This is a genomic window from Salinibacterium amurskyense (assembly GCF_002797685.1).
GTDB classification, from domain to species: domain Bacteria; phylum Actinomycetota; class Actinomycetes; order Actinomycetales; family Microbacteriaceae; genus Rhodoglobus; species Rhodoglobus amurskyensis.
The window spans coordinates 1,761,852-1,778,682 of the sequence record NZ_PGFH01000001.1 but is presented as its reverse complement, the minus strand read 5'-3'; the positions used below and the strand labels follow the sequence as shown (position 1 = coordinate 1,778,682).

The 16,831-nt window shown below is 60.6% G+C and carries 16 protein-coding genes; all 16 read left to right on the top strand.

The window, feature by feature from the left end; all coding sequences use genetic code 11:
* Positions 1-119: 119 nt before the first annotated feature.
* The 16 genes from mraZ to CLV85_RS08400 all read left to right on the top strand — a co-directional run bounded on the left by mraZ (position 120) and on the right by CLV85_RS08400 (position 16,812).
* On the top strand, positions 120-551 hold the full coding sequence (gene mraZ, locus CLV85_RS08475) for a division/cell wall cluster transcriptional repressor MraZ (RefSeq protein ID WP_100389094.1): 432 nt from the start codon (positions 120-122) through the stop codon (positions 549-551).
* A gap of 99 nt (positions 552-650) precedes the next feature.
* Positions 651-1,604 carry a 16S rRNA (cytosine(1402)-N(4))-methyltransferase RsmH gene (gene rsmH / locus CLV85_RS08470; protein ID WP_100389093.1) on the top strand — a complete coding sequence of 318 codons (954 nt, stop codon included), beginning with the start codon at positions 651-653 and terminating at the stop codon, positions 1,602-1,604.
* Positions 1,601-2,224, top strand: coding sequence for a cell division protein FtsL (gene ftsL, locus CLV85_RS08465; RefSeq protein ID WP_100389092.1), 624 nt, complete (start codon positions 1,601-1,603; stop codon positions 2,222-2,224). Before rsmH ends, ftsL begins: the two co-directional genes overlap by 4 nt.
* Positions 2,225-2,252: 28 nt before the next feature.
* Positions 2,253-3,986 (top strand): peptidoglycan D,D-transpeptidase FtsI family protein, encoded by a 1,734-nt coding sequence (locus CLV85_RS08460; RefSeq protein ID WP_100389091.1) that lies wholly within the window; start codon positions 2,253-2,255, stop codon positions 3,984-3,986.
* 35 nt (positions 3,987-4,021) lie between these two features.
* Entirely contained in the window at positions 4,022-5,425 is a 1,404-nt protein-coding gene (locus tag CLV85_RS08455) for a UDP-N-acetylmuramoyl-tripeptide--D-alanyl-D-alanine ligase (RefSeq protein WP_100389090.1), read from the top strand.
* Positions 5,422-6,519, top strand: coding sequence for a phospho-N-acetylmuramoyl-pentapeptide-transferase (mraY, locus tag CLV85_RS08450; RefSeq protein ID WP_100389089.1), 1,098 nt, complete (start codon positions 5,422-5,424; stop codon positions 6,517-6,519). The genes CLV85_RS08455 and mraY overlap by 4 nt, the downstream gene beginning before the upstream one ends.
* The gene (murD, locus tag CLV85_RS08445) at positions 6,504-8,048 is read left to right on the top strand and encodes a UDP-N-acetylmuramoyl-L-alanine--D-glutamate ligase (RefSeq protein ID WP_100389088.1); all 1,545 of its coding nucleotides are present in this window, start codon (positions 6,504-6,506) and stop codon (positions 8,046-8,048) included. Before mraY ends, murD begins: the two co-directional genes overlap by 16 nt.
* The gene (ftsW, locus tag CLV85_RS08440) at positions 8,005-9,399 is read left to right on the top strand and encodes a putative lipid II flippase FtsW (protein WP_100389087.1); all 1,395 of its coding nucleotides are present in this window, start codon (positions 8,005-8,007) and stop codon (positions 9,397-9,399) included. The genes murD and ftsW overlap by 44 nt, the downstream gene beginning before the upstream one ends.
* The gene (locus CLV85_RS08435) at positions 9,396-10,490 is read left to right on the top strand and encodes a UDP-N-acetylglucosamine--N-acetylmuramyl-(pentapeptide) pyrophosphoryl-undecaprenol N-acetylglucosamine transferase (protein WP_100389086.1); all 1,095 of its coding nucleotides are present in this window, start codon (positions 9,396-9,398) and stop codon (positions 10,488-10,490) included. The genes ftsW and CLV85_RS08435 overlap by 4 nt, the downstream gene beginning before the upstream one ends.
* Complete coding sequence (gene murC / locus CLV85_RS08430; RefSeq protein ID WP_100389085.1) at positions 10,487-11,935, top strand: UDP-N-acetylmuramate--L-alanine ligase; 1,449 nt, start codon at positions 10,487-10,489, stop codon at positions 11,933-11,935. Before CLV85_RS08435 ends, murC begins: the two co-directional genes overlap by 4 nt.
* The gene (locus CLV85_RS08425) at positions 11,922-12,989 is read left to right on the top strand and encodes an FtsQ-type POTRA domain-containing protein (protein WP_229820215.1); all 1,068 of its coding nucleotides are present in this window, start codon (positions 11,922-11,924) and stop codon (positions 12,987-12,989) included. The genes murC and CLV85_RS08425 overlap by 14 nt, the downstream gene beginning before the upstream one ends.
* 174 nt (positions 12,990-13,163) lie before the next feature.
* Positions 13,164-14,321, top strand: coding sequence for a cell division protein FtsZ (gene ftsZ / locus CLV85_RS08420; protein WP_100389083.1), 1,158 nt, complete (start codon positions 13,164-13,166; stop codon positions 14,319-14,321).
* Positions 14,322-14,326: 5 nt separating this feature from the next.
* A complete protein-coding gene (locus CLV85_RS08415; RefSeq protein ID WP_100389082.1) occupies positions 14,327-15,013 on the top strand; it encodes a YggS family pyridoxal phosphate-dependent enzyme in 687 nt (228 codons plus the stop codon).
* Positions 15,014-15,049: 36 nt separating this feature from the next.
* Complete coding sequence (locus CLV85_RS08410; RefSeq protein WP_100389081.1) at positions 15,050-15,520, top strand: cell division protein SepF; 471 nt, start codon at positions 15,050-15,052, stop codon at positions 15,518-15,520.
* 43 nt (positions 15,521-15,563) lie between these two features.
* A complete protein-coding gene (locus CLV85_RS08405) occupies positions 15,564-15,857 on the top strand; it encodes a YggT family protein (protein ID WP_100389080.1) in 294 nt (97 codons plus the stop codon).
* Between the two features lie 127 nt (positions 15,858-15,984).
* Entirely contained in the window at positions 15,985-16,812 is an 828-nt protein-coding gene (locus tag CLV85_RS08400) for a DivIVA domain-containing protein (RefSeq protein ID WP_100389079.1), read from the top strand.
* The last annotated feature ends 19 nt before the right edge of the window (positions 16,813-16,831 follow it).

Below are 16,831 nucleotides of genomic sequence, written 5' to 3'. Positions count from 1 at the left end.
TTTACTGGCATCTGTGGATAACTTTCACGCGACTTCGTCGAAAACCTTAGATATGTGGTTGAAAGTGGAGTAAAGTGGAGGCAACCAGAATCCGGGCCGGAGATTGAGGGGAGGGCGCCGTGTTTCTAGGCACCTACGCCCCCAAGCTCGACGACAAGGGCCGCATCATCCTGCCGGCGAAGTTTCGTGAAGAACTCGCCTCCGGTGTTGTGGTCACTCGTGGCCAGGAACGGTGCCTGTACGTCTTCAGTCAGCGCGAATTCGAAGTGATGCACGAAGCGATCCGCAAAGCTCCCGTAACGAGCAAGCAGGGTCGCGACTTCTTGCGTCTGTTCCTTTCGGGCGCAAATCAAGAGACGCCGGACAAGCAACACCGCGTCACCATCCCTGCCTCGCTTCGCGAATACGCCGGGCTGGGGCGAGACCTAACTGTCATTGGTGCGGGTAATCGCGCTGAGATCTGGGACACCGAAGCCTGGAACAACTACTACGAGGCCACCGAGGCCGACTTCGCCAACACCACCGAGGAGGTGATTCCGGGACTCTTCTAGCTCTTCGACGCTGACTCCCAGCCGAACGCCCTGATTTTCTTCCCCGATATCAGGTCGAATCGGATGGGGATCAGCATCCAAGAACTAGGCCCTTACGCCATGGCTGACAACACCATCCACACCCCAGTACTCCTCGAGCGCTCGATTGAGTTGCTCGCGCCGGCACTGAACGCTCCGGGAGCAGTTCTTGTTGACGGAACCCTCGGCATGGCCGGTCACGCGGAGGCATTCCTCCAGCGATTCCCCGACCTCACGCTCGTGGGAGTCGACAGAGATGAGGATGCTCTTGCTATCGCTCGACGCCGGCTTGAGCCTTTCGCTGGCCGCACGCACTTTGTTCATGCTGTCTACGACGAGATTCCGCAGGCACTCGATTCATTGGGAATCGCGTCAGTCGAAGGCATCTTCTTTGACCTCGGCGTCTCATCCCTCCAGCTCGATCGCGTTGAGCGGGGCTTCTCTTATTCTCAAGACGCTCCGCTAGACATGCGAATGGATGCCTCGACGCCGGTAACGGCCGAGCACATCCTTGCGACCTACAGCGAACTTGAATTGCGCCGCATCTTCTATGCGTATGGCGACGAGAAGCTCGCTCCTCGATTCGCGAGCAAGATCGTTCAGTTCCGTGAACAGCAGCCGCTGACAACGTCTGCCCAATTGGTTGAGTTGATCATCGCGGCTACTCCTGCCGCTGCACAGCGTGCCGGCCACCCGGCTAAGCGAGTTTTTCAAGCCCTCCGTATCGAGGTCAACCAAGAACTTTCGGTTCTGGAGCGCGCTATCCCCGCTGCGGTCAATTCTTTGGCCCTGAACGGTCGAATGGTCGTTCTGGCGTATCAGTCGCTAGAAGACCGGATCGTGAAGCGCGAATTGCAGCGCCGTTCACGCTCAACGGCGCCGGCGGGATTGCCCGTCGAGCTTCCCGAGCACAAAGCAGAACTCAAACTCTTGGTCCGTGGCTCCGAACAAGCCAGCCAAGAAGAGCAAGACCTGAACCCGAGAGCAAAGCCCGTACGACTGCGAGCGATTGAACGAATGCGAGTCACCTCATGAGCACTAACCTCGCTTATGCACAGCCACAACCGCTGCACCGTCCGTCGGGGCGCCCCTCGCACATCGAGATCGTCACCACGACGAAGGCCCAGCGCAAAGCACGCCCGCGCATGCTCTATGCCGTTGTCACCGTTGCCAGTTTCTTCGTGATCCTTGCCGCCCAGCTGTTGCTGAGCATTGTCGTCACGCAGGGTGCGTACCAGATCGACTCTCTGCAGTACGAGCAGAAGGTTCTTATCCGCACCGAGCAGAGCTTGCTCGAGTCGCTGTCCTTGCAGTCGTCTTCGCAAAACCTTGCCGCCCAAGCTGCAGGCTTTGGAATGGTTCCTAACGCGACGCCGTACTCACTTGATATCACCGACGGATCCGTTTTCCGTTTGCCGGGCAGCGCGGATCCCACTGGCTGTGGCGGAAGCTGTGGCCTAGTCGGCAACACGTTGCTCTCAGGCGTCCCCTTGGTGAGTGCAGAAGCAGCCGCGGCTGCAGAAGCCGCTGCGAAGACTGCGACTACAACTGCTGCGACCGTTGGTGCTGCCACGTCGGGCACTGCGGCAGCCGCAGCAGAGACCGCCGCGCCAGAGCCCGCCAATAACGCGATTCCTGCTCCTGTCACGCGATGATTGAGGTGAACCCTCTGGGGGAGGACCGATGAAACCACGCTCTACTCGCGCTCGAGTGTCGTTTGTTGTCCTCACCGTTACGGTGTTGACCGCCATTTTCATGGTGCGTCTGATCGATCTGCAGATCGTGCAGGCCGAAGCGCTGAATGCCGAAGCTGACACCAAACGCACCCTCACCAAAATCACCTATGGCACGCGCGGAGACATTGTTGACACGCGAGGTGCCGTGCTCGCCGACAGCGTTGAGCGCTTCGACATCGTCATCTCGCCCCGCGTGACTTTGCTGCGGCAAGACGCCTCAGTGGTTGTTCTGGAAGACCTGAAGAAGATAACGGACATCATCGGGGGAGACCCCAACGAGATGCTCACAATGATTCTGGAAAACCCAGAATCAGACTTCGAGTATCTCGCGAAAAGCATCACTCTTGAGCAGTATCAAGCCGTTGCCGACCTTGGGATCTCGTGGCTCTACTACGAGCTCAATCCGGAGCGCAGTTATCCCAACGGAGAGATCGCCGGCAACCTCGTGGGCTTCATCGGTACAGATGGGCCGCAGGCCGGAGTCGAACTGACTGCGGACGAGTGCCTCGCCGGCACCGATGTCGAAGCGAGTTATGCCCGTGGTGAAGACGGTGTTGCTCTGCCGGGCAGTGCCGTAGAAACGCTCGCGCCTCAAGACGGCGGCACCCTCGCGCTGTCAATTGATCGTGACCTCCAGTTCTACGTGCAGCAGCGGATGGCGCAGACTGCCGAATCTCTCGGTGCGACTTGGGCGACCGGTGTTGTTATGCGCGTCAGCGATGCCCACCTGCTTGCCGTGAGCGATTGGCCGACGGTTGATCCCAACGATGTCAATCTTGCTGACCGCGGAGCCTTGGGCTCGCGTGCGTTCAGTACCCCGTACGAACCAGGATCAACGGTCAAGGCATTGACGGCGGCATCCCTCATCGACGCGGGAGTGGCCAACCAGCGAACGCAGGTTGTTTCGCCCTACGCGCTTGAGCTCACCAACGGTGGCGGCGTTATCAGCGACTCGTTTTATCACGAGGATCAACGCCTCACCCTTGCGGGTGCGCTGGTCGAGTCCTCGAATACCGCGATTGCGCAGTACACCGATTTGCTCGACGCTGCCACCCGCCACGACTACCTCGAAAAGTTTGGCCTGGGGCAAGCGACGGGCATCGGCTTTAACGGTGAATCGAGTGGAACCCTGTACGACGCGGCCGACTGGGACGCTCGCACCAACTACGCCGTTCAATTCGGTCAAGGTCTGAGCACGACATCCATTCAGATGGCGAGCGCGTATCAGGCGCTCGGCAACGACGGAGTCCGACTGCCTCCGGTTCTCGTCGAGAGCTGCACGTGGCCAGACGGTACCGTCACTGATACGCCGTCGACCGAAGGCACGCGAGTCATCTCCGAGACCGCTGCGGAACAAACCCTGCAGATGATGGAGATGGTGTATAGCTCGAGTGGGTCAGCCCCGAATCTTGAGATTCCCGGTTACCGCGTCGCTGTGAAGAGCGGAACGGCGCAAGTCGCTGAGAACGGTGCTTACGTGGGGAAAGTTGTAATCTCCTACGCTGGCTTAGCTCCAGCAGACGACCCTGAGTACATTGTGATCGCGACTGCCGGGATCCCGGATAGCATATATTCCGGCGCCATCGCCTCGACGTTCCGCGACATCATGGCCCAAACGCTCACCACCTACCGTGTTACCCCCTCAAGCACATCAGGGCCGGATCTGCCGTTGCGTTGGTGAGTTCCCCCGCGTTTATCAACCCTGGAGCACCCCACGTGATCGAACTGAGTTTTGCCGAGATTGCCACCGCCGTCAGCGGAGAGCTGAGCGACGGCAGCGACGGTCAGCGGCGACTCCCAGCCAGCAGCGTCCAGACCGATTCGCGACTGAACACTCCGGGATCCATCTTCTTTGCGCTTCGTGGCGAAACGACCGACGGACACCTCTTTGCCGCTAAGGCTGTTGAGAACGGTGCCGCTCTCGTCATCGCTGAGCGCCCCCTTGAACTCGACGTGCCGCAGATCATCGTGAGCAACGGCGTCGCCGCCCTTCAAGCTCTGGCACGGTTCGTCGTTGCTTCGGTGCGCGACAAGGGCGACCTCCAGGTAGTTGCTGTAACCGGTTCGAACGGTAAGACGACGACAAAGAACATGTTGCGCACGATTCTTGAGCGCAGCGGTGAAACTGTCGCACCGCAGGGCTCGTTCAACAACGATGTGGGTGCTCCCATCACTATGTTGGGCGTCACCGACTCCACGCGTTATTTGGTCGTCGAAATGGGTGCCGACGGCATTGGCGACATCGCTCGTTTGCAATCGGTCGTAATGCCCGATGTCGGCATTGTTCTCATGGTTGGCCTCGCCCACATCGGCAAGTTTGGGGATGCCGCGGCCACGGCCCGTGCCAAGTCCGAGATGGTCTCCAGCCTTCCTGCTACCGCGACAGCCGTATTGAACAGTGATGACGGCCGCGTCAAGGCTATGGCGCAGCAGACGGACGCGAAGGTGGCGTTCTTCGGGCTCGACGCCTCCGCTGAGATCTGGGCCGACGACATCCAAGCGACCGCGAAGGGCACCGCCTTCGACCTGCACGTCGACGACACGGTAGTGCCGGTACAGTTGCGCATCCTGGGCGAGCATCACGTCACTAACGCCCTAGCGGCGATCACGGCGGCCCGCGCCTTGGGCGTTTCGCCGACCGATTCGGTAGCGGCGTTGGAGTCGATTGACCGCGCTGAGCGCTGGCGCATGGAGCTTCTGGAAGCTCCCGGGGGCATCACCGTCATCAACGACGCCTATAACGCGAGCCCCGACTCTATGGCGGCTGCGCTCAAGACCCTTGTTCAGGTCGTCGGGCCGAACAATCGTTCTGTTGCCGTACTCGGGGAGATCGCCGAGCTGGGCGACTACGCCAACGAAGAGCACGACCGCATCGGTCGCCTGATCGTTCGATTGAACGTGCAGAAGCTGATCGTGGTGGGCCACGCAGCCCGTCACATCCATAACGCTGCAGGTCTCGAAGGTTCGTGGGATGGAGAGTCGGTACTCGTCGATAGTGTCGAAGAGGCATACGCTGTGCTGCGTGAAGAACTGCGAGAGGGCGATGTGGTGTTGGTGAAATCGTCGAACTCTGCTGGCCTACGGCACCTCGGTGACCGGATTGCTGAGGTGACCGCATGATCGCTCTGCTCATTGCGGCGGGATTCTCTCTCGTCTTTACCCTTCTACTCACGCCGATGTTCATCCGGCTCTTCGTCCGTTTGAAGTGGGGCCAGTTCATCCGTGACGACGGCCCCGAGAGTCACCACACCAAACGTGGAACGCCCACAATGGGCGGAATCGTCTTTATTTTGGGCGCGACGATTGGTTACTTCGTCGGTCATTGGGTCGCGAGCGAGCCGGTGACGCTTTCAGGCCTTTTGGTGATCTACCTCATGGTGGGCCTCGGTCTCATCGGCTTTATCGATGACTTCATGAAGACCCGCAAGCAGCGCAGCCTTGGATTGGGCGGCTGGTCTAAAGTGGCCGGCCAGGTCATCGTGGCTGCAGGTTTCGCCGCTCTTGCGTTGAATTTTCCGGACCCGGGTGGTTTGACGCCGGCGTCATCGATGATTTCGGGCATCCGCGACATTCCGTGGCTTGACCTTGCGACGTTCGGCGTTGTTGCCGGCGCAATTCTGTTCGCTATTTGGGTGACGCTCATCATCGTGAGCACCTCGAACGGTGTCAACGTCGCTGACGGGCTCGACGGTCTTGCGACGGGGTCGGCAATTTTCGCGATCTCCTCGTACATCGTGATTGGGTTCTGGCAGAACAACCAGTCGTGCAGCAACCCCAGCATCGACCGCGAGGTGCTCTACAAGTGCTACGAGGTGCGTGACCCGCTAGACCTCGCGATCATCGCTGCCGCTATCGCCGGAGCGCTCATCGGATTCCTCTGGTGGAACACGTCGCCGGCTCAGGTCTTCATGGGAGACACCGGCTCGCTCGGTCTCGGTGGCGCACTTGCTGCTCTCGCCATCATGAGCCGCACTGAACTTCTCCTCGTGCTCATCGGTGGTCTCTTCCTCATCGTCACCGGTTCAGTAATTTTGCAACGCGCTTACTTCAAGATCACCGGTGGAAAACGTATCTTCTTGATGAGTCCACTGCATCATCACTTCGAGCTCAAAGGCTGGGCCGAAGTCACCGTTGTGGTGCGCTTCTGGCTTATCGCGGCGCTCTTCGTCGCTGCCGGTGTCGGAACCTTCTATCTCGAATGGATCAATCAGTAGCTGTGCGTGACCTCACTTCATTCACCAGTTGGAACGCAGCGTGGAGCGAGCTCCGCGTTGCCGTACTCGGGCTGGGCGCAACAGGCTTCTCTGCGGCAGACACCCTCACCGAGCTGAAAGCTGACGTTCTAGTGATCGCGGATGCCGCATCCGAGAACCGCATCGAAATGGCGCAGGTCATTGGTGCCACGCTCGCGCTCGGCGGTAGTTCAGAGGCTCAAGTCGCCGCGCTAGCAGCGCATACCCCCGATGTCGTGATCGTTTCACCGGGCTACCCTCTCGACCACGCTCTGCTGGCATGGTGCCGCGAGAATAATGTTGCCCGGTGGACCGAGATCGAACTCGCGTGGCGCTTGCGCGACAAAACGGGCACTCCCGCCGAATGGATCGCGATCACGGGAACCAACGGCAAGACCACCACGGCGCAGTTGACCGCTCACATCCTGACAACCGCAGGTTTTCGCGCAGGAGCCGTCGGCAACATCGGCATTCCCGTTCTCGATGCGATCCGCTATCCCGATGGCTTCGACTTTCTCGTGGTCGAACTCTCGAGCTTCCAATTGCACGGGATGCCGCGCGACGGCGTTGGTGCAATCTCGCCCCTCGCTAGCGTGTGCCTCAATTTTGCGGACGACCACCTCGACTGGCATGGCTCGCGGGACGCATACGCCGCAGCGAAAGCAACGGTCTATGCCAACACGAAGGTCGCGGCGGTCTACAACCGAGCAGTCGTCGAGACTCAGGCGATGGTCGAAGACGCCGATGTCATCGAGGGATGCCGGGCAATCGGCTTTGGCCTCGACACTCCGGGGCCCAGCGACTTCGGAATCGTGAGCGACATTCTGGCTGACCGTGCGTTCGGAGACGACCGTCACAACGCCGCGCTCGAACTTTTCACACTCGACGAACTGCAGCAACGTCATCTCGCTGCGCCTCACATGGTCGCGAACATTCTGGCTGCTAGTGCGCTCGTGCGCGCGGCCGGGGTGAGCGTCGAAGCGCTGCGCGCTGGAGTTGCGAGCTTCGAGATTGATGCACACCGTAACCAGGTCGTGCTCGTGAGTGGGGGAGTGACGTGGATCAACGATTCCAAAGCGACCAATTCGCACGCCGCCAGCGCTTCCTTGTCTGCCGCAGACCCTGTGGTGTGGATTGTGGGCGGTCTGCTGAAGGGCGTGGATGTTGCGCCACTCGTGGCCAAGCACGCGCCGCGGCTCAAAGCAGCGATCGTTATTGGTAACGACAGGCTGACAATCCGGGCGGCATTCGAGCGACACGCGCCCCAGATTCCGGTCTTCGAGGTCGACGCGACTGACACTAATCACGTGATGCCGCGCGCCGTAGAGATGGCGCACGGGATCGCTTCAGAAGGCGACACCGTCTTATTGGCGCCGGCAGCGGCATCCATGGATCAGTTCAGTAGTTATTCGGATCGCGGAGAAAAGTTCGCAGCAGCAGTGCTCGAACGAGTAGGAGGAAACGACGATGGCGCCTCCTCAGCGACCACAACGGCCCCCGCGGTCGACTAACTCAGCGCCGCAGCCTCGACAGGATCCCGCCGCGAAGCCCGCGGCGTCGACTGGACCCTCCGACAAGCCGGTCGCCGCTCGCGTTCCCGTCAAGAAGATCTTCTCTGCACAGTCGAGTGACTTCTTCTTGCTATTCGGCACCACCTTGTTCTTGGTCATTTTTGGCCTCGTCATGGTGCTCTCGTCGTCCTCGGTGGAGTCGTACGCTGCCGACCAAGGTTTCTTCGGCAGTTTCTTGCGCCAGACCGCATTCGCCCTCATCGGAATCCCGCTCATGCTCGTCGCCTCGCGCGCCCCGGTGCGATTCTGGAAGCGCTGGGCTCTTCCCGGGCTCATCCTCGGCGGAGTACTGCAACTTCTCGTTTTCGTTCCCGGTATCGGTTGGGGCTACGGCGGAAACCAAAACTGGATTCAGATCGGGTCGTTCAGCGCGCAACCATCGGAGTTCGTCAAGGTCGCAGTCATCGTGTGGGTGGCATGGGTGCTCTCCACAAAGCAAGATCAGCTCGGCGACTGGAAACAGGTGCTGCTGCCCGTTGGCCCGGTGGCCGGCGCCGCTATTGGATTCGTGCTGATCGGAAACGACTTGGGAACAGCATCCATCATGCTGCTCATTGTTTTCTCCTGCCTTTTCTTTGCCGGGGTGAAGCTGCGCTTCCTCGCTGTGGGCGTAGTCGTCGTTGCGCTAGGCGCAATCATGTTCGCAACCACAAGCGGGTCTCGTACCTCGCGAATCGGCGTGTGGCTTAACGGTTGTACTGAACTCGACTACCAAGACACGTGCTGGCAAATCGAGCACGCTTATTGGGCGCTTGCGGGTGGCGGCCTCTTTGGCCGGGGTCTTGGCAACTCGGTCGCTAAACGAGGTTGGCTGCCTCACGCCGACAGCGACTATGTTTTCGCCATCATCGGTGAAGAACTTGGACTTATCGGCGCCGTCGTTGTGCTCCTCCTCTTCGTCACGCTCGCTGTCGCATTCGTGCGCATTATCCGCTCGACGAACGACAGCTTTGTGCGCATCACCACGGCCGGTGTAATGGTGTGGGTCGTTGGTCAAGCCTTCGTCAACATCGCTGTAGTGCTTGGTGTTCTCCCCGTTCTGGGAGTACCGCTGCCACTAATATCGACAGGTGGCTCGGCGCTCATCGCCACGCTGCTCGCTATTGGCGTTGTGCTCTCGTTCGCCCGCGCTGGCAACAAGCCGGGGGCTTCGACGCCACGCCCGGCCGCAACCCCTGGCAAGCCAAAGGCTGCAGGCAAGGGGGCTGCCGCGGTGCAGGAAGCTCCTGTACAGTCGCCCGCGGATCGTTCACGCATGTTGGCCGCAAATCGAGCTCGAGGACGTCGATGACCACGTATTTACTGGCGGGTGGCGGCACAGCCGGCCACGTCAATCCCTTGCTGGCTGTCGCCGAACGCATTCGTGTGCGTGAGCCCGAAGCTGAAGTGCTGGTCTTGGGCACCGAAGAAGGGCTTGAGGCGCGTTTGGTGCCCGAGCGCGGTTTCGAACTGCTCACGATTGCTAAGCTCCCGTTCCCTCGTCGCCCCAACCGCGCCGCGCTGAAGTTTCCTGCTCGCCTTCGCGCAACGATCGACGAAGTGGTCGAGATCATCACCGAACGCCAGGTAGATGTTGTCATCGGTTTCGGCGGCTACGTCGCTGCACCCGCCTATCTGGGGGCGCGCAAGGCCAAGATTCCGCTCGTTATCCACGAGGCAAATAGCCGCCCGGGTATTGCCAACCGCTTGGGATCGTTTTTCACTCCATTCGTTGGTACTGCTTTCGACCGCACGCCCATCCGTGGTGGCGTGGTCGTCGGAATGCCGTTGCGTGCAGAAATCGAGACACTCGATCGCTTCGCCGCCCGCACCGAAGCTGACCCGTTCTTTGGGCTCGACCCCCAGAAGCCGACGCTGCTCGTGACGGGCGGATCCTCCGGCGCCAAGCGCATCAATGACACGATTGCGGCGTCAATCACCCGCATTCTCGGCGCCGGTTGGCAAGTGCTCCACATCACGGGGGAGTACCGCGATGCCGTGGAGGACCCTCAACTCCCCGGGTATGTTGTCGTCAAATATTGCGACCGGATGGAACTGGCTCTCGCGGCTGCTGACCTGGCAATCGCACGCGCAGGAACCTCGACGGTGGCGGAGCTCACTGGCCTGGGCATCCCGGCAATCTATGTTCCTTACCCGGTCGGCAACGGCGAGCAGAAGTACAACGCTCGCACCGCCGTGGATGCGGGCGCCGCCATTCTTGTCGCGGACAGCCAGTTTGTTCCCCAGTGGGTGAGCTCCGAGCTCGTGCCCATGCTGCGTAAACGGGCACTCATCGCTGATATGGCGGCCCGCGCATCCACGGTGGGTTCTCTTGACGGAACCGACCGGATGCTCGAGCTCGTCGATCTGGCCCTCTCGCGCGATCTACCATTGACATCATGATCTTCCCCGATTTGTCTATGCCGCTGCCCGGACCCTTGCGCTCGGCGCACTTCGTCGGGGTGGGTGGCTCAGGAATGAGCGGCATCGCCCGCATGTTCTTGGATGCCGGAATTACCGTGACAGGTTCAGACCGCGCAGCGAACGCCAACGTCGAGTCGCTGCGCGCCGCCGGCGCCACAATTGCTATCGGGCACGACGCCGCAAACCTCGGTGATGCTGAGGCTCTCGTCTACACGGGTGCGCTCTGGCCCGATAACCCCGAGTACGTCGCTGCGGTTGAGCGCGGCATCCCGGTACTGCACCGTTCCCAGGCCTTAGCGTGGCTGGTCGGTAGCGATCGACTGATTGCTGTTGCAGGGGCACACGGCAAGACAACGTCCACGGGAATGATTATCACCGCGCTCCGTGAACTTGGTGCATCGCCGAGTTTCGTCAACGGCGGCATTATCCAGGGATTGGGCACGAGCTCAGGCTCAGGCACCGATGACATCTTTGTTGTCGAAGCCGACGAGTCCGATGGCTCGTTCTTGCTGTACTCCACAGCGATCGCCCTCATTACGAATGTGGACGCCGATCACCTTGACCACTATGGCTCGCACGAAGCGTTCGATGACGCGTTCGTTGAGTTCGCTGCCAAGGCGACCGAAGCTGTGGTGGTGTCGAGTGATGATGCTGGAGCGGTGCGCGTAACTCAGCGCCTTGAACACGACAACGTCGTCACGTTCGGTGAAGCGGCGGATGCCACGGTTCGCATTCACTCGATTACGGCTCAAGGGCCGGTAGCCTTCACGATCGTTGTCGACGGTCGCGAAGAGCGAGTTCAACTCGCCGTCCCTGGCCGCCACAACGCCATAAACGCCACGGGCGCCATTGCCGTGCTGATCGGGCTTGGCCACGAGCTGGGCGCTGCTATCGATGCGGTTTCCACGTTCGCGGGTACTCAGCGCCGCTTTGAGCTGCACGCGGTGGTCGATGGCGTCAGTGTGTACGACGACTACGCCCACCATCCCACCGAGGTGGAAGCCGCGCTGAGTGGGGCTCGCAGCGTTGTCGGCGAGGGGCGATTGATCGCCGTTCACCAGCCGCACTTGTTCAGTCGCACGCGCGATATGGCATCCGAGTTTGCCGAAGTGTATGAGCGACTTGCCGATCACACAGTAGTGCTCGATGTTTTCGGGGCGCGCGAAGACCCGATCCCGGGAGTCACCGGCGAGCTCGTGTCATCGCGCTTTGTTGACTCGAAGCGCGTTGATTTTGTTCCCGATTGGGAGTTGGCCGCGCAGCGCGTCGCCGAGGTCGCTCGCGAGGGCGACATCGTGATGACGTTGAGCTGTGGCGATGTGTATCGCATCATTCCGCAGCTCATCTCCGCAATCGATCGCCGTTCCGGCGGGGCTGGGCACACCGCGCCCGGGGCAGATCAGGTGCCGAGTGAAGAGGCCTGAAGGATTCGACAAGGCTGCGCAACAGCCCGACCCCGCATCGGCAAAGCCACGTCGTAAGCGCGGTGCCGCCGATTCTGGTGCAACCGGTGGTGACAGTGCGGTTTCCTCGAAGAAACTGCGGGCGTCGCGTGCACCGAAGGTCAGTTCTCCCACCGCCACGCGCGCTCCAGCGCCGAGTGCCGCGCGCGAGGCGAGCACTCCGACTGCCGGGAAGAAAGCACCCCGCACTCCACGGGAGCGCAGCCGTTTTCGGCTCAGCCGCGCAGAACCAAGTCCTGATGTGGTCGCCAAGCGGCAGCTTCGTCGTGCGGCGCGCGATCGACGACGGGCAGAGAAGGCTGAGCTGCGTCGATTCACTCGTCGAGCTCGCACTCGCAAATACACGCTGCTCTCGATTGCAGCTCTTGTCGCTGTTCTCCTCGGGCTCATCGCGGTCGCTGTTTTCTCGCCCATTTTGGCTCTGCGAACCGTGATCGTCGACGGCACGAACCGTATTGATCCTGCTGAGATCCAAGCAGCGGTAGAGACTCAAGAGGGCACGCCGCTCGCGCTGCTCGACTTTGACGCCATCAATACCGAGCTCTCGGTATTCCCTTTGATCCGCAGCTACGTGACCGAAATCGTGCCCCCGGATACCCTTCTGGTTCACATCGTCGAACGTGAGCCGATCGGTTCGGTCACGATTGATGGCGTCTTCACGCTCGTCGATCCTGCCGGGATCACAATTCAAGAGTCGGCTGAACGGATCGCTGGTGTGCCGCTCATCGATATTGGGGGAGCAGATACGTCGAGCCCCGCCTTTGCCGCAGTCACTGAGGTGTTGCTCGCGCTGCCCGCTGATCTTCGTGCCCGTGTGGAAAGTGTGTCGGCGACCACAAAAGACGACGTGTCGTTTGTGCTCTCCGGTGTGGGCCAGCGCGTGGTGTGGGGTAGCGCTAGCGACTCAGCACGCAAGGCTGCGCTGCTCGAAGCTCTCATTTCTCAGCGGGATCCTGCCGAGGCCGGCGAGTTCGATGTCTCGGCTCCCAGCAACGGAATTTTCCGTCCCAGCTAGTGCCGCGCCCTCGGTGTGGTGCGCTGTGCCCCGATTTGGCTGAACACTTTCCGACACGCGGCTCACGGTGCATCCGTGTGGGGCGCTATCCGCATACTCTCAACAAAAGAAATACATACTGAGCATAACTTTAAACCTCAAGTCGAGGTTGATAGTTTCCAGTGGAGGCCGAAAGTGACATCAAACCAGAACTACCTCGCAGTCATCAAGGTAGTCGGCATCGGTGGCGGTGGCGTGAACGCCGTCAACCGAATGATCGAGCTCGGCCTGCGAGGCGTCGAGTTTATTGCGATCAATACCGACGCCCAGGCGCTGCTTATGAGCGACGCCGACGTGAAGCTTGACGTCGGTCGCGAACTAACCCGCGGACTTGGAGCCGGCGCTGACCCTGAGGTCGGGCGTCGTGCCGCCGAAGATCACGCCGAAGAGATCGAAGAAGCACTTGCGGGTGCTGACATGGTCTTCGTCACGGCCGGAGAGGGTGGTGGAACCGGTACCGGTGGCGCCCCCGTGGTCGCCCGTATCGCTAAGTCGATCGGTGCACTCACGATCGGTGTCGTTACGAAGCCCTTCGGCTTCGAGGGCAAGCGCCGTTCATCTCAGGCCGAAATCGGTGTCGAGACTCTCAAGAACGAGGTCGACACCCTCATCGTCGTTCCCAACGATCGCCTTCTCGAGATCAGCGACCGTGGCATCAGCATGCTCGAGGCTTTCTCGACCGCTGACCAGGTGCTCCTCGCCGGCGTTCAGGGCATCACCGACCTGATCACGACCCCGGGTCTGATCAACCTCGACTTCGCCGACGTCAAGTCGGTTATGCAGGGTGCTGGTTCTGCGCTGATGGGCATTGGCTCATCACGCGGGGCCGACCGGGCCATAAAAGCGGCTGAGTTGGCTGTTGCCTCCCCGTTGCTCGAAGCCAGCATCGATGGAGCGCACGGTGTGCTGCTCTCCATTCAGGGCGGATCCAACCTCGGTATCTTTGAGATCAACGATGCCGCGCGTCTCGTTCAAGAGGCCGTCCATCGTGAAGCCAACATCATCTTCGGTGCCGTCATTGACGACACTCTCGGTGATGAGGTGCGCGTAACGGTGATCGCTGCCGGCTTCGACGGGGGAGAGCCTTCGGCTAAGCCCGTAGAAGGTCGTCGTACGAACTACGTTGTGCCCGAGCCCCCGGCCGAGCACATTGCAGCGGATGACTCCGCGTCGACGAAGGACACTGACTGGAAGTCGCAGCCGAGTGTCGTTCCGGCAACGCCGATCGACCGCAGCTTTGACGATGACGACGAGAACGACAACGATCTCGACGTTCCTGACTTCCTGAAGTAGTCACGATGGTCGACCTAACTCCGTTGGGCGAACGACTTGCCGAGGTCGACGACAGGATCGCGGATGCCGCACGTGCGGCATCCCGCGATCTGTCGTCGATCACGCGTATCGTGATCACCAAATTCCACCCAGCGAGTCTCGTGCGCGAGTTGCACGGGCTTGGTGTTCGTGATGTCGGCGAGAACAGACATCAGGAGGCGCAAGCGAAAGCAGCTGAACTGGCTGATCTCGACTTGCGATGGAATTTTGTTGGCCAGCTCCAGAGCAAGAAAGCACGGCAAGTTCGTGCCTACTGTCAATCGATTCATTCTGTTGATCGTGATTCGCTCATTACCGCGTTGGCGAACGATGAGGCCGAGACGCCAATTGATGCGTTCGTGCAGGTCAACCTCACTGATGACCACGGTCGCGGTGGCGTCGTCCCGGCTGACCTTGAGGCCTTCGCCGATCGTGTCGCCGCGGCTCCAGGGCTCCGCCTGTGCGGCATCATGGGCGTCGCTCCCTTAGGTGAAGACCCGCGGCCGGCGTTCGCCGCGTTGAGGGGTCTCTCTGAGCGCGTGCAGCTGCAGCATCCGGAAGCCTCAGCCCTTTCGATGGGCATGTCTGGCGACTTCGCAGAAGCGATCAGCGAAGGCGCGACACACCTACGCATTGGCACGGCAATCACGGGAAATCGACCCGACCATGGTTAATCTCGAAGCAGAAGCTTCACCATTCGGAGGATTATCATGGCCAACCCACTGCGCAAGACAATGGTCTACCTCGGCCTCGCCGATGAGGACTACGAGTACGAGCAGGGAACGACTGCGCCAGCCGCGCCGGTTGCCCCTGTCGCAGCAGCACCGGCTCCAGCGAGCTCTAACCGCGCGCCGGTTACCCCGTTGCGTCGTGCTGCGCCCAGCACTGCGGAGGCAGAGATGAACGAGATTTTGACGGTGCACCCGCGCCAGTACAAGGACGCTCAGCTGATCGCGGAAAACTTCCGTGAAGGCATCCCCGTCATCATTAACCTGTCGCAGATGAGTGAGCCGGATGCGCGTCGCTTGGTCGACTTCGCTAGCGGACTCTCACTGGGCCTCTACGGCAAGATTGAGCGTGTGACGAGCAAGGTCTTCCTGCTGTCTCCCGCCCACGTTGCTGTCAGTGGCGAGCAGGCCGAGGTCGAGTCCGACGTCGACGCCTCCTTCTTCGGCCAGTAGCCCGCTGCGCGGCGGGCCCTTCACAGCCCGCTAACCTAGAGGGGTGAATCCCGTTTCTGTTATTGCCCTGGTGGCTTACTACGCCATCACTTTGTTCATGTTTACGATGTGGGCGCGATTCATCCTCGACCTCGTCGTCGTTTTTGCTCGAGGATGGCGCCCCAGCGGCGTCGGTCTTGTGCTTTCCGAGCTTGTCTTCACAATTACTGATCCTCCGATCAAGGCGGTCCGCAAGGTCGTGCCAATGGTGAGAATCGGCAACGGAGCGCTCGATCTATCGTGGATGCTCGTCATGCTTGTGTGCATAATTCTTACCTCCATTTTGCGGGGCTTTTAGAACTAGCGACTGCCGATGTACTCTTGTCAGAGAGCATGCGGCAACTAATCAGGTTCCGTCAGTACGATCGTGACGCGAACGTTGAACGTTGTGTATACGTTGAAAGAAAGTTTTAGAGGTGGCGGCAATGGCTTTGACTCCAGAAGACGTGGTCAACAAGCGGTTTGAATCAACAAAATTCCGTGAGGGATACGACCAAGATGATGTCGACGATTTTCTCGACGAGGTTGTTGTTGAGTTGCGCCGACTTAACCAAGAAAACGACGAGCTTCGTCAGCGCTTGAGTGCGGCTGAAGCTCGGGCGACTGAACTTCAGCAGTCCGCCGGTAGCGCAGCTGCCGCGGCTCCTGCGCCGGCAGCAATTGCTGCTCCGGCTCCCGCTGCTATCGAGAGTGCGCCGGCTCCGGCCGTCGCCGCTCCCGAGCCTGTGTCGTCAGTTCTTGACGACGCGAGCAGCACCAACAACCTTCTTCAGCTCGCGCGTCGTCTCCACGAGGAGCACGTCCGCGAAGGTGTGCAGAAGCGTGACGCTCTCATTGCTGAGGGTCAGGCATCCGCCGCTGAAATTGTTGCTGAGGGGCAGGCATCTGCTGCCGAGATTCTCGCCGAGAGCAAGTCGGCTGCGGCTGAGATCACTGCTCAGGCTGAGGCTAAGCAGCGCGAACAGCTCGGAGTTCTCGAGCAGCAGCGCGAAGCTCTCGAAGGTCGCATCGAATCGCTGCGTAACTTCGAGCGCGAGTACCGCGAGAAGCTCAAGAGCTACATCGAAGACCAGCTGCACGAGCTCGACTCGTCGAGCCTGGTCACCGCCGGTGGCCCTTCGCTTCAAGAGTCCGCTCAGCAGGGCCAGGCTCCGGTCTCGCAGCCCTCTGGTCACCTCACCCCCGAAGACTTCGCTGCGCCTCAGTCGGCACAGCAGCCTCCGGCCAGCTTCTCGGGTTTCTCCGGTAGCTAGTTTTTCTGCAGTGGCCGTC

Excerpts from the sequence above, each read along its gene's own strand:
- rsmH (WP_100389093.1), top strand. The coding sequence starts at position 651 with ATGGCTGACAACACCATCCACACCCCAGTACTCCTCGAGCGCTCGATT.
- ftsL (WP_100389092.1), top strand. The coding sequence starts at position 1,601 with ATGAGCACTAACCTCGCTTATGCACAGCCACAACCGCTGCACCGTCCG.
- CLV85_RS08460 (WP_100389091.1), top strand. The coding sequence starts at position 2,253 with ATGAAACCACGCTCTACTCGCGCTCGAGTGTCGTTTGTTGTCCTCACC.
- mraY (WP_100389089.1), top strand. The coding sequence starts at position 5,422 with ATGATCGCTCTGCTCATTGCGGCGGGATTCTCTCTCGTCTTTACCCTT.
- murD (WP_100389088.1), top strand. The coding sequence starts at position 6,504 with ATGGATCAATCAGTAGCTGTGCGTGACCTCACTTCATTCACCAGTTGG.
- ftsW (WP_100389087.1), top strand. The coding sequence starts at position 8,005 with ATGGCGCCTCCTCAGCGACCACAACGGCCCCCGCGGTCGACTAACTCA.
- CLV85_RS08435 (WP_100389086.1), top strand. The coding sequence starts at position 9,396 with ATGACCACGTATTTACTGGCGGGTGGCGGCACAGCCGGCCACGTCAAT.
- murC (WP_100389085.1), top strand. The coding sequence starts at position 10,487 with ATGATCTTCCCCGATTTGTCTATGCCGCTGCCCGGACCCTTGCGCTCG.
- CLV85_RS08415 (WP_100389082.1), top strand. The coding sequence starts at position 14,327 with ATGGTCGACCTAACTCCGTTGGGCGAACGACTTGCCGAGGTCGACGAC.
- CLV85_RS08410 (WP_100389081.1), top strand. The coding sequence starts at position 15,050 with ATGGCCAACCCACTGCGCAAGACAATGGTCTACCTCGGCCTCGCCGAT.
- CLV85_RS08400 (WP_100389079.1), top strand. The coding sequence starts at position 15,985 with ATGGCTTTGACTCCAGAAGACGTGGTCAACAAGCGGTTTGAATCAACA.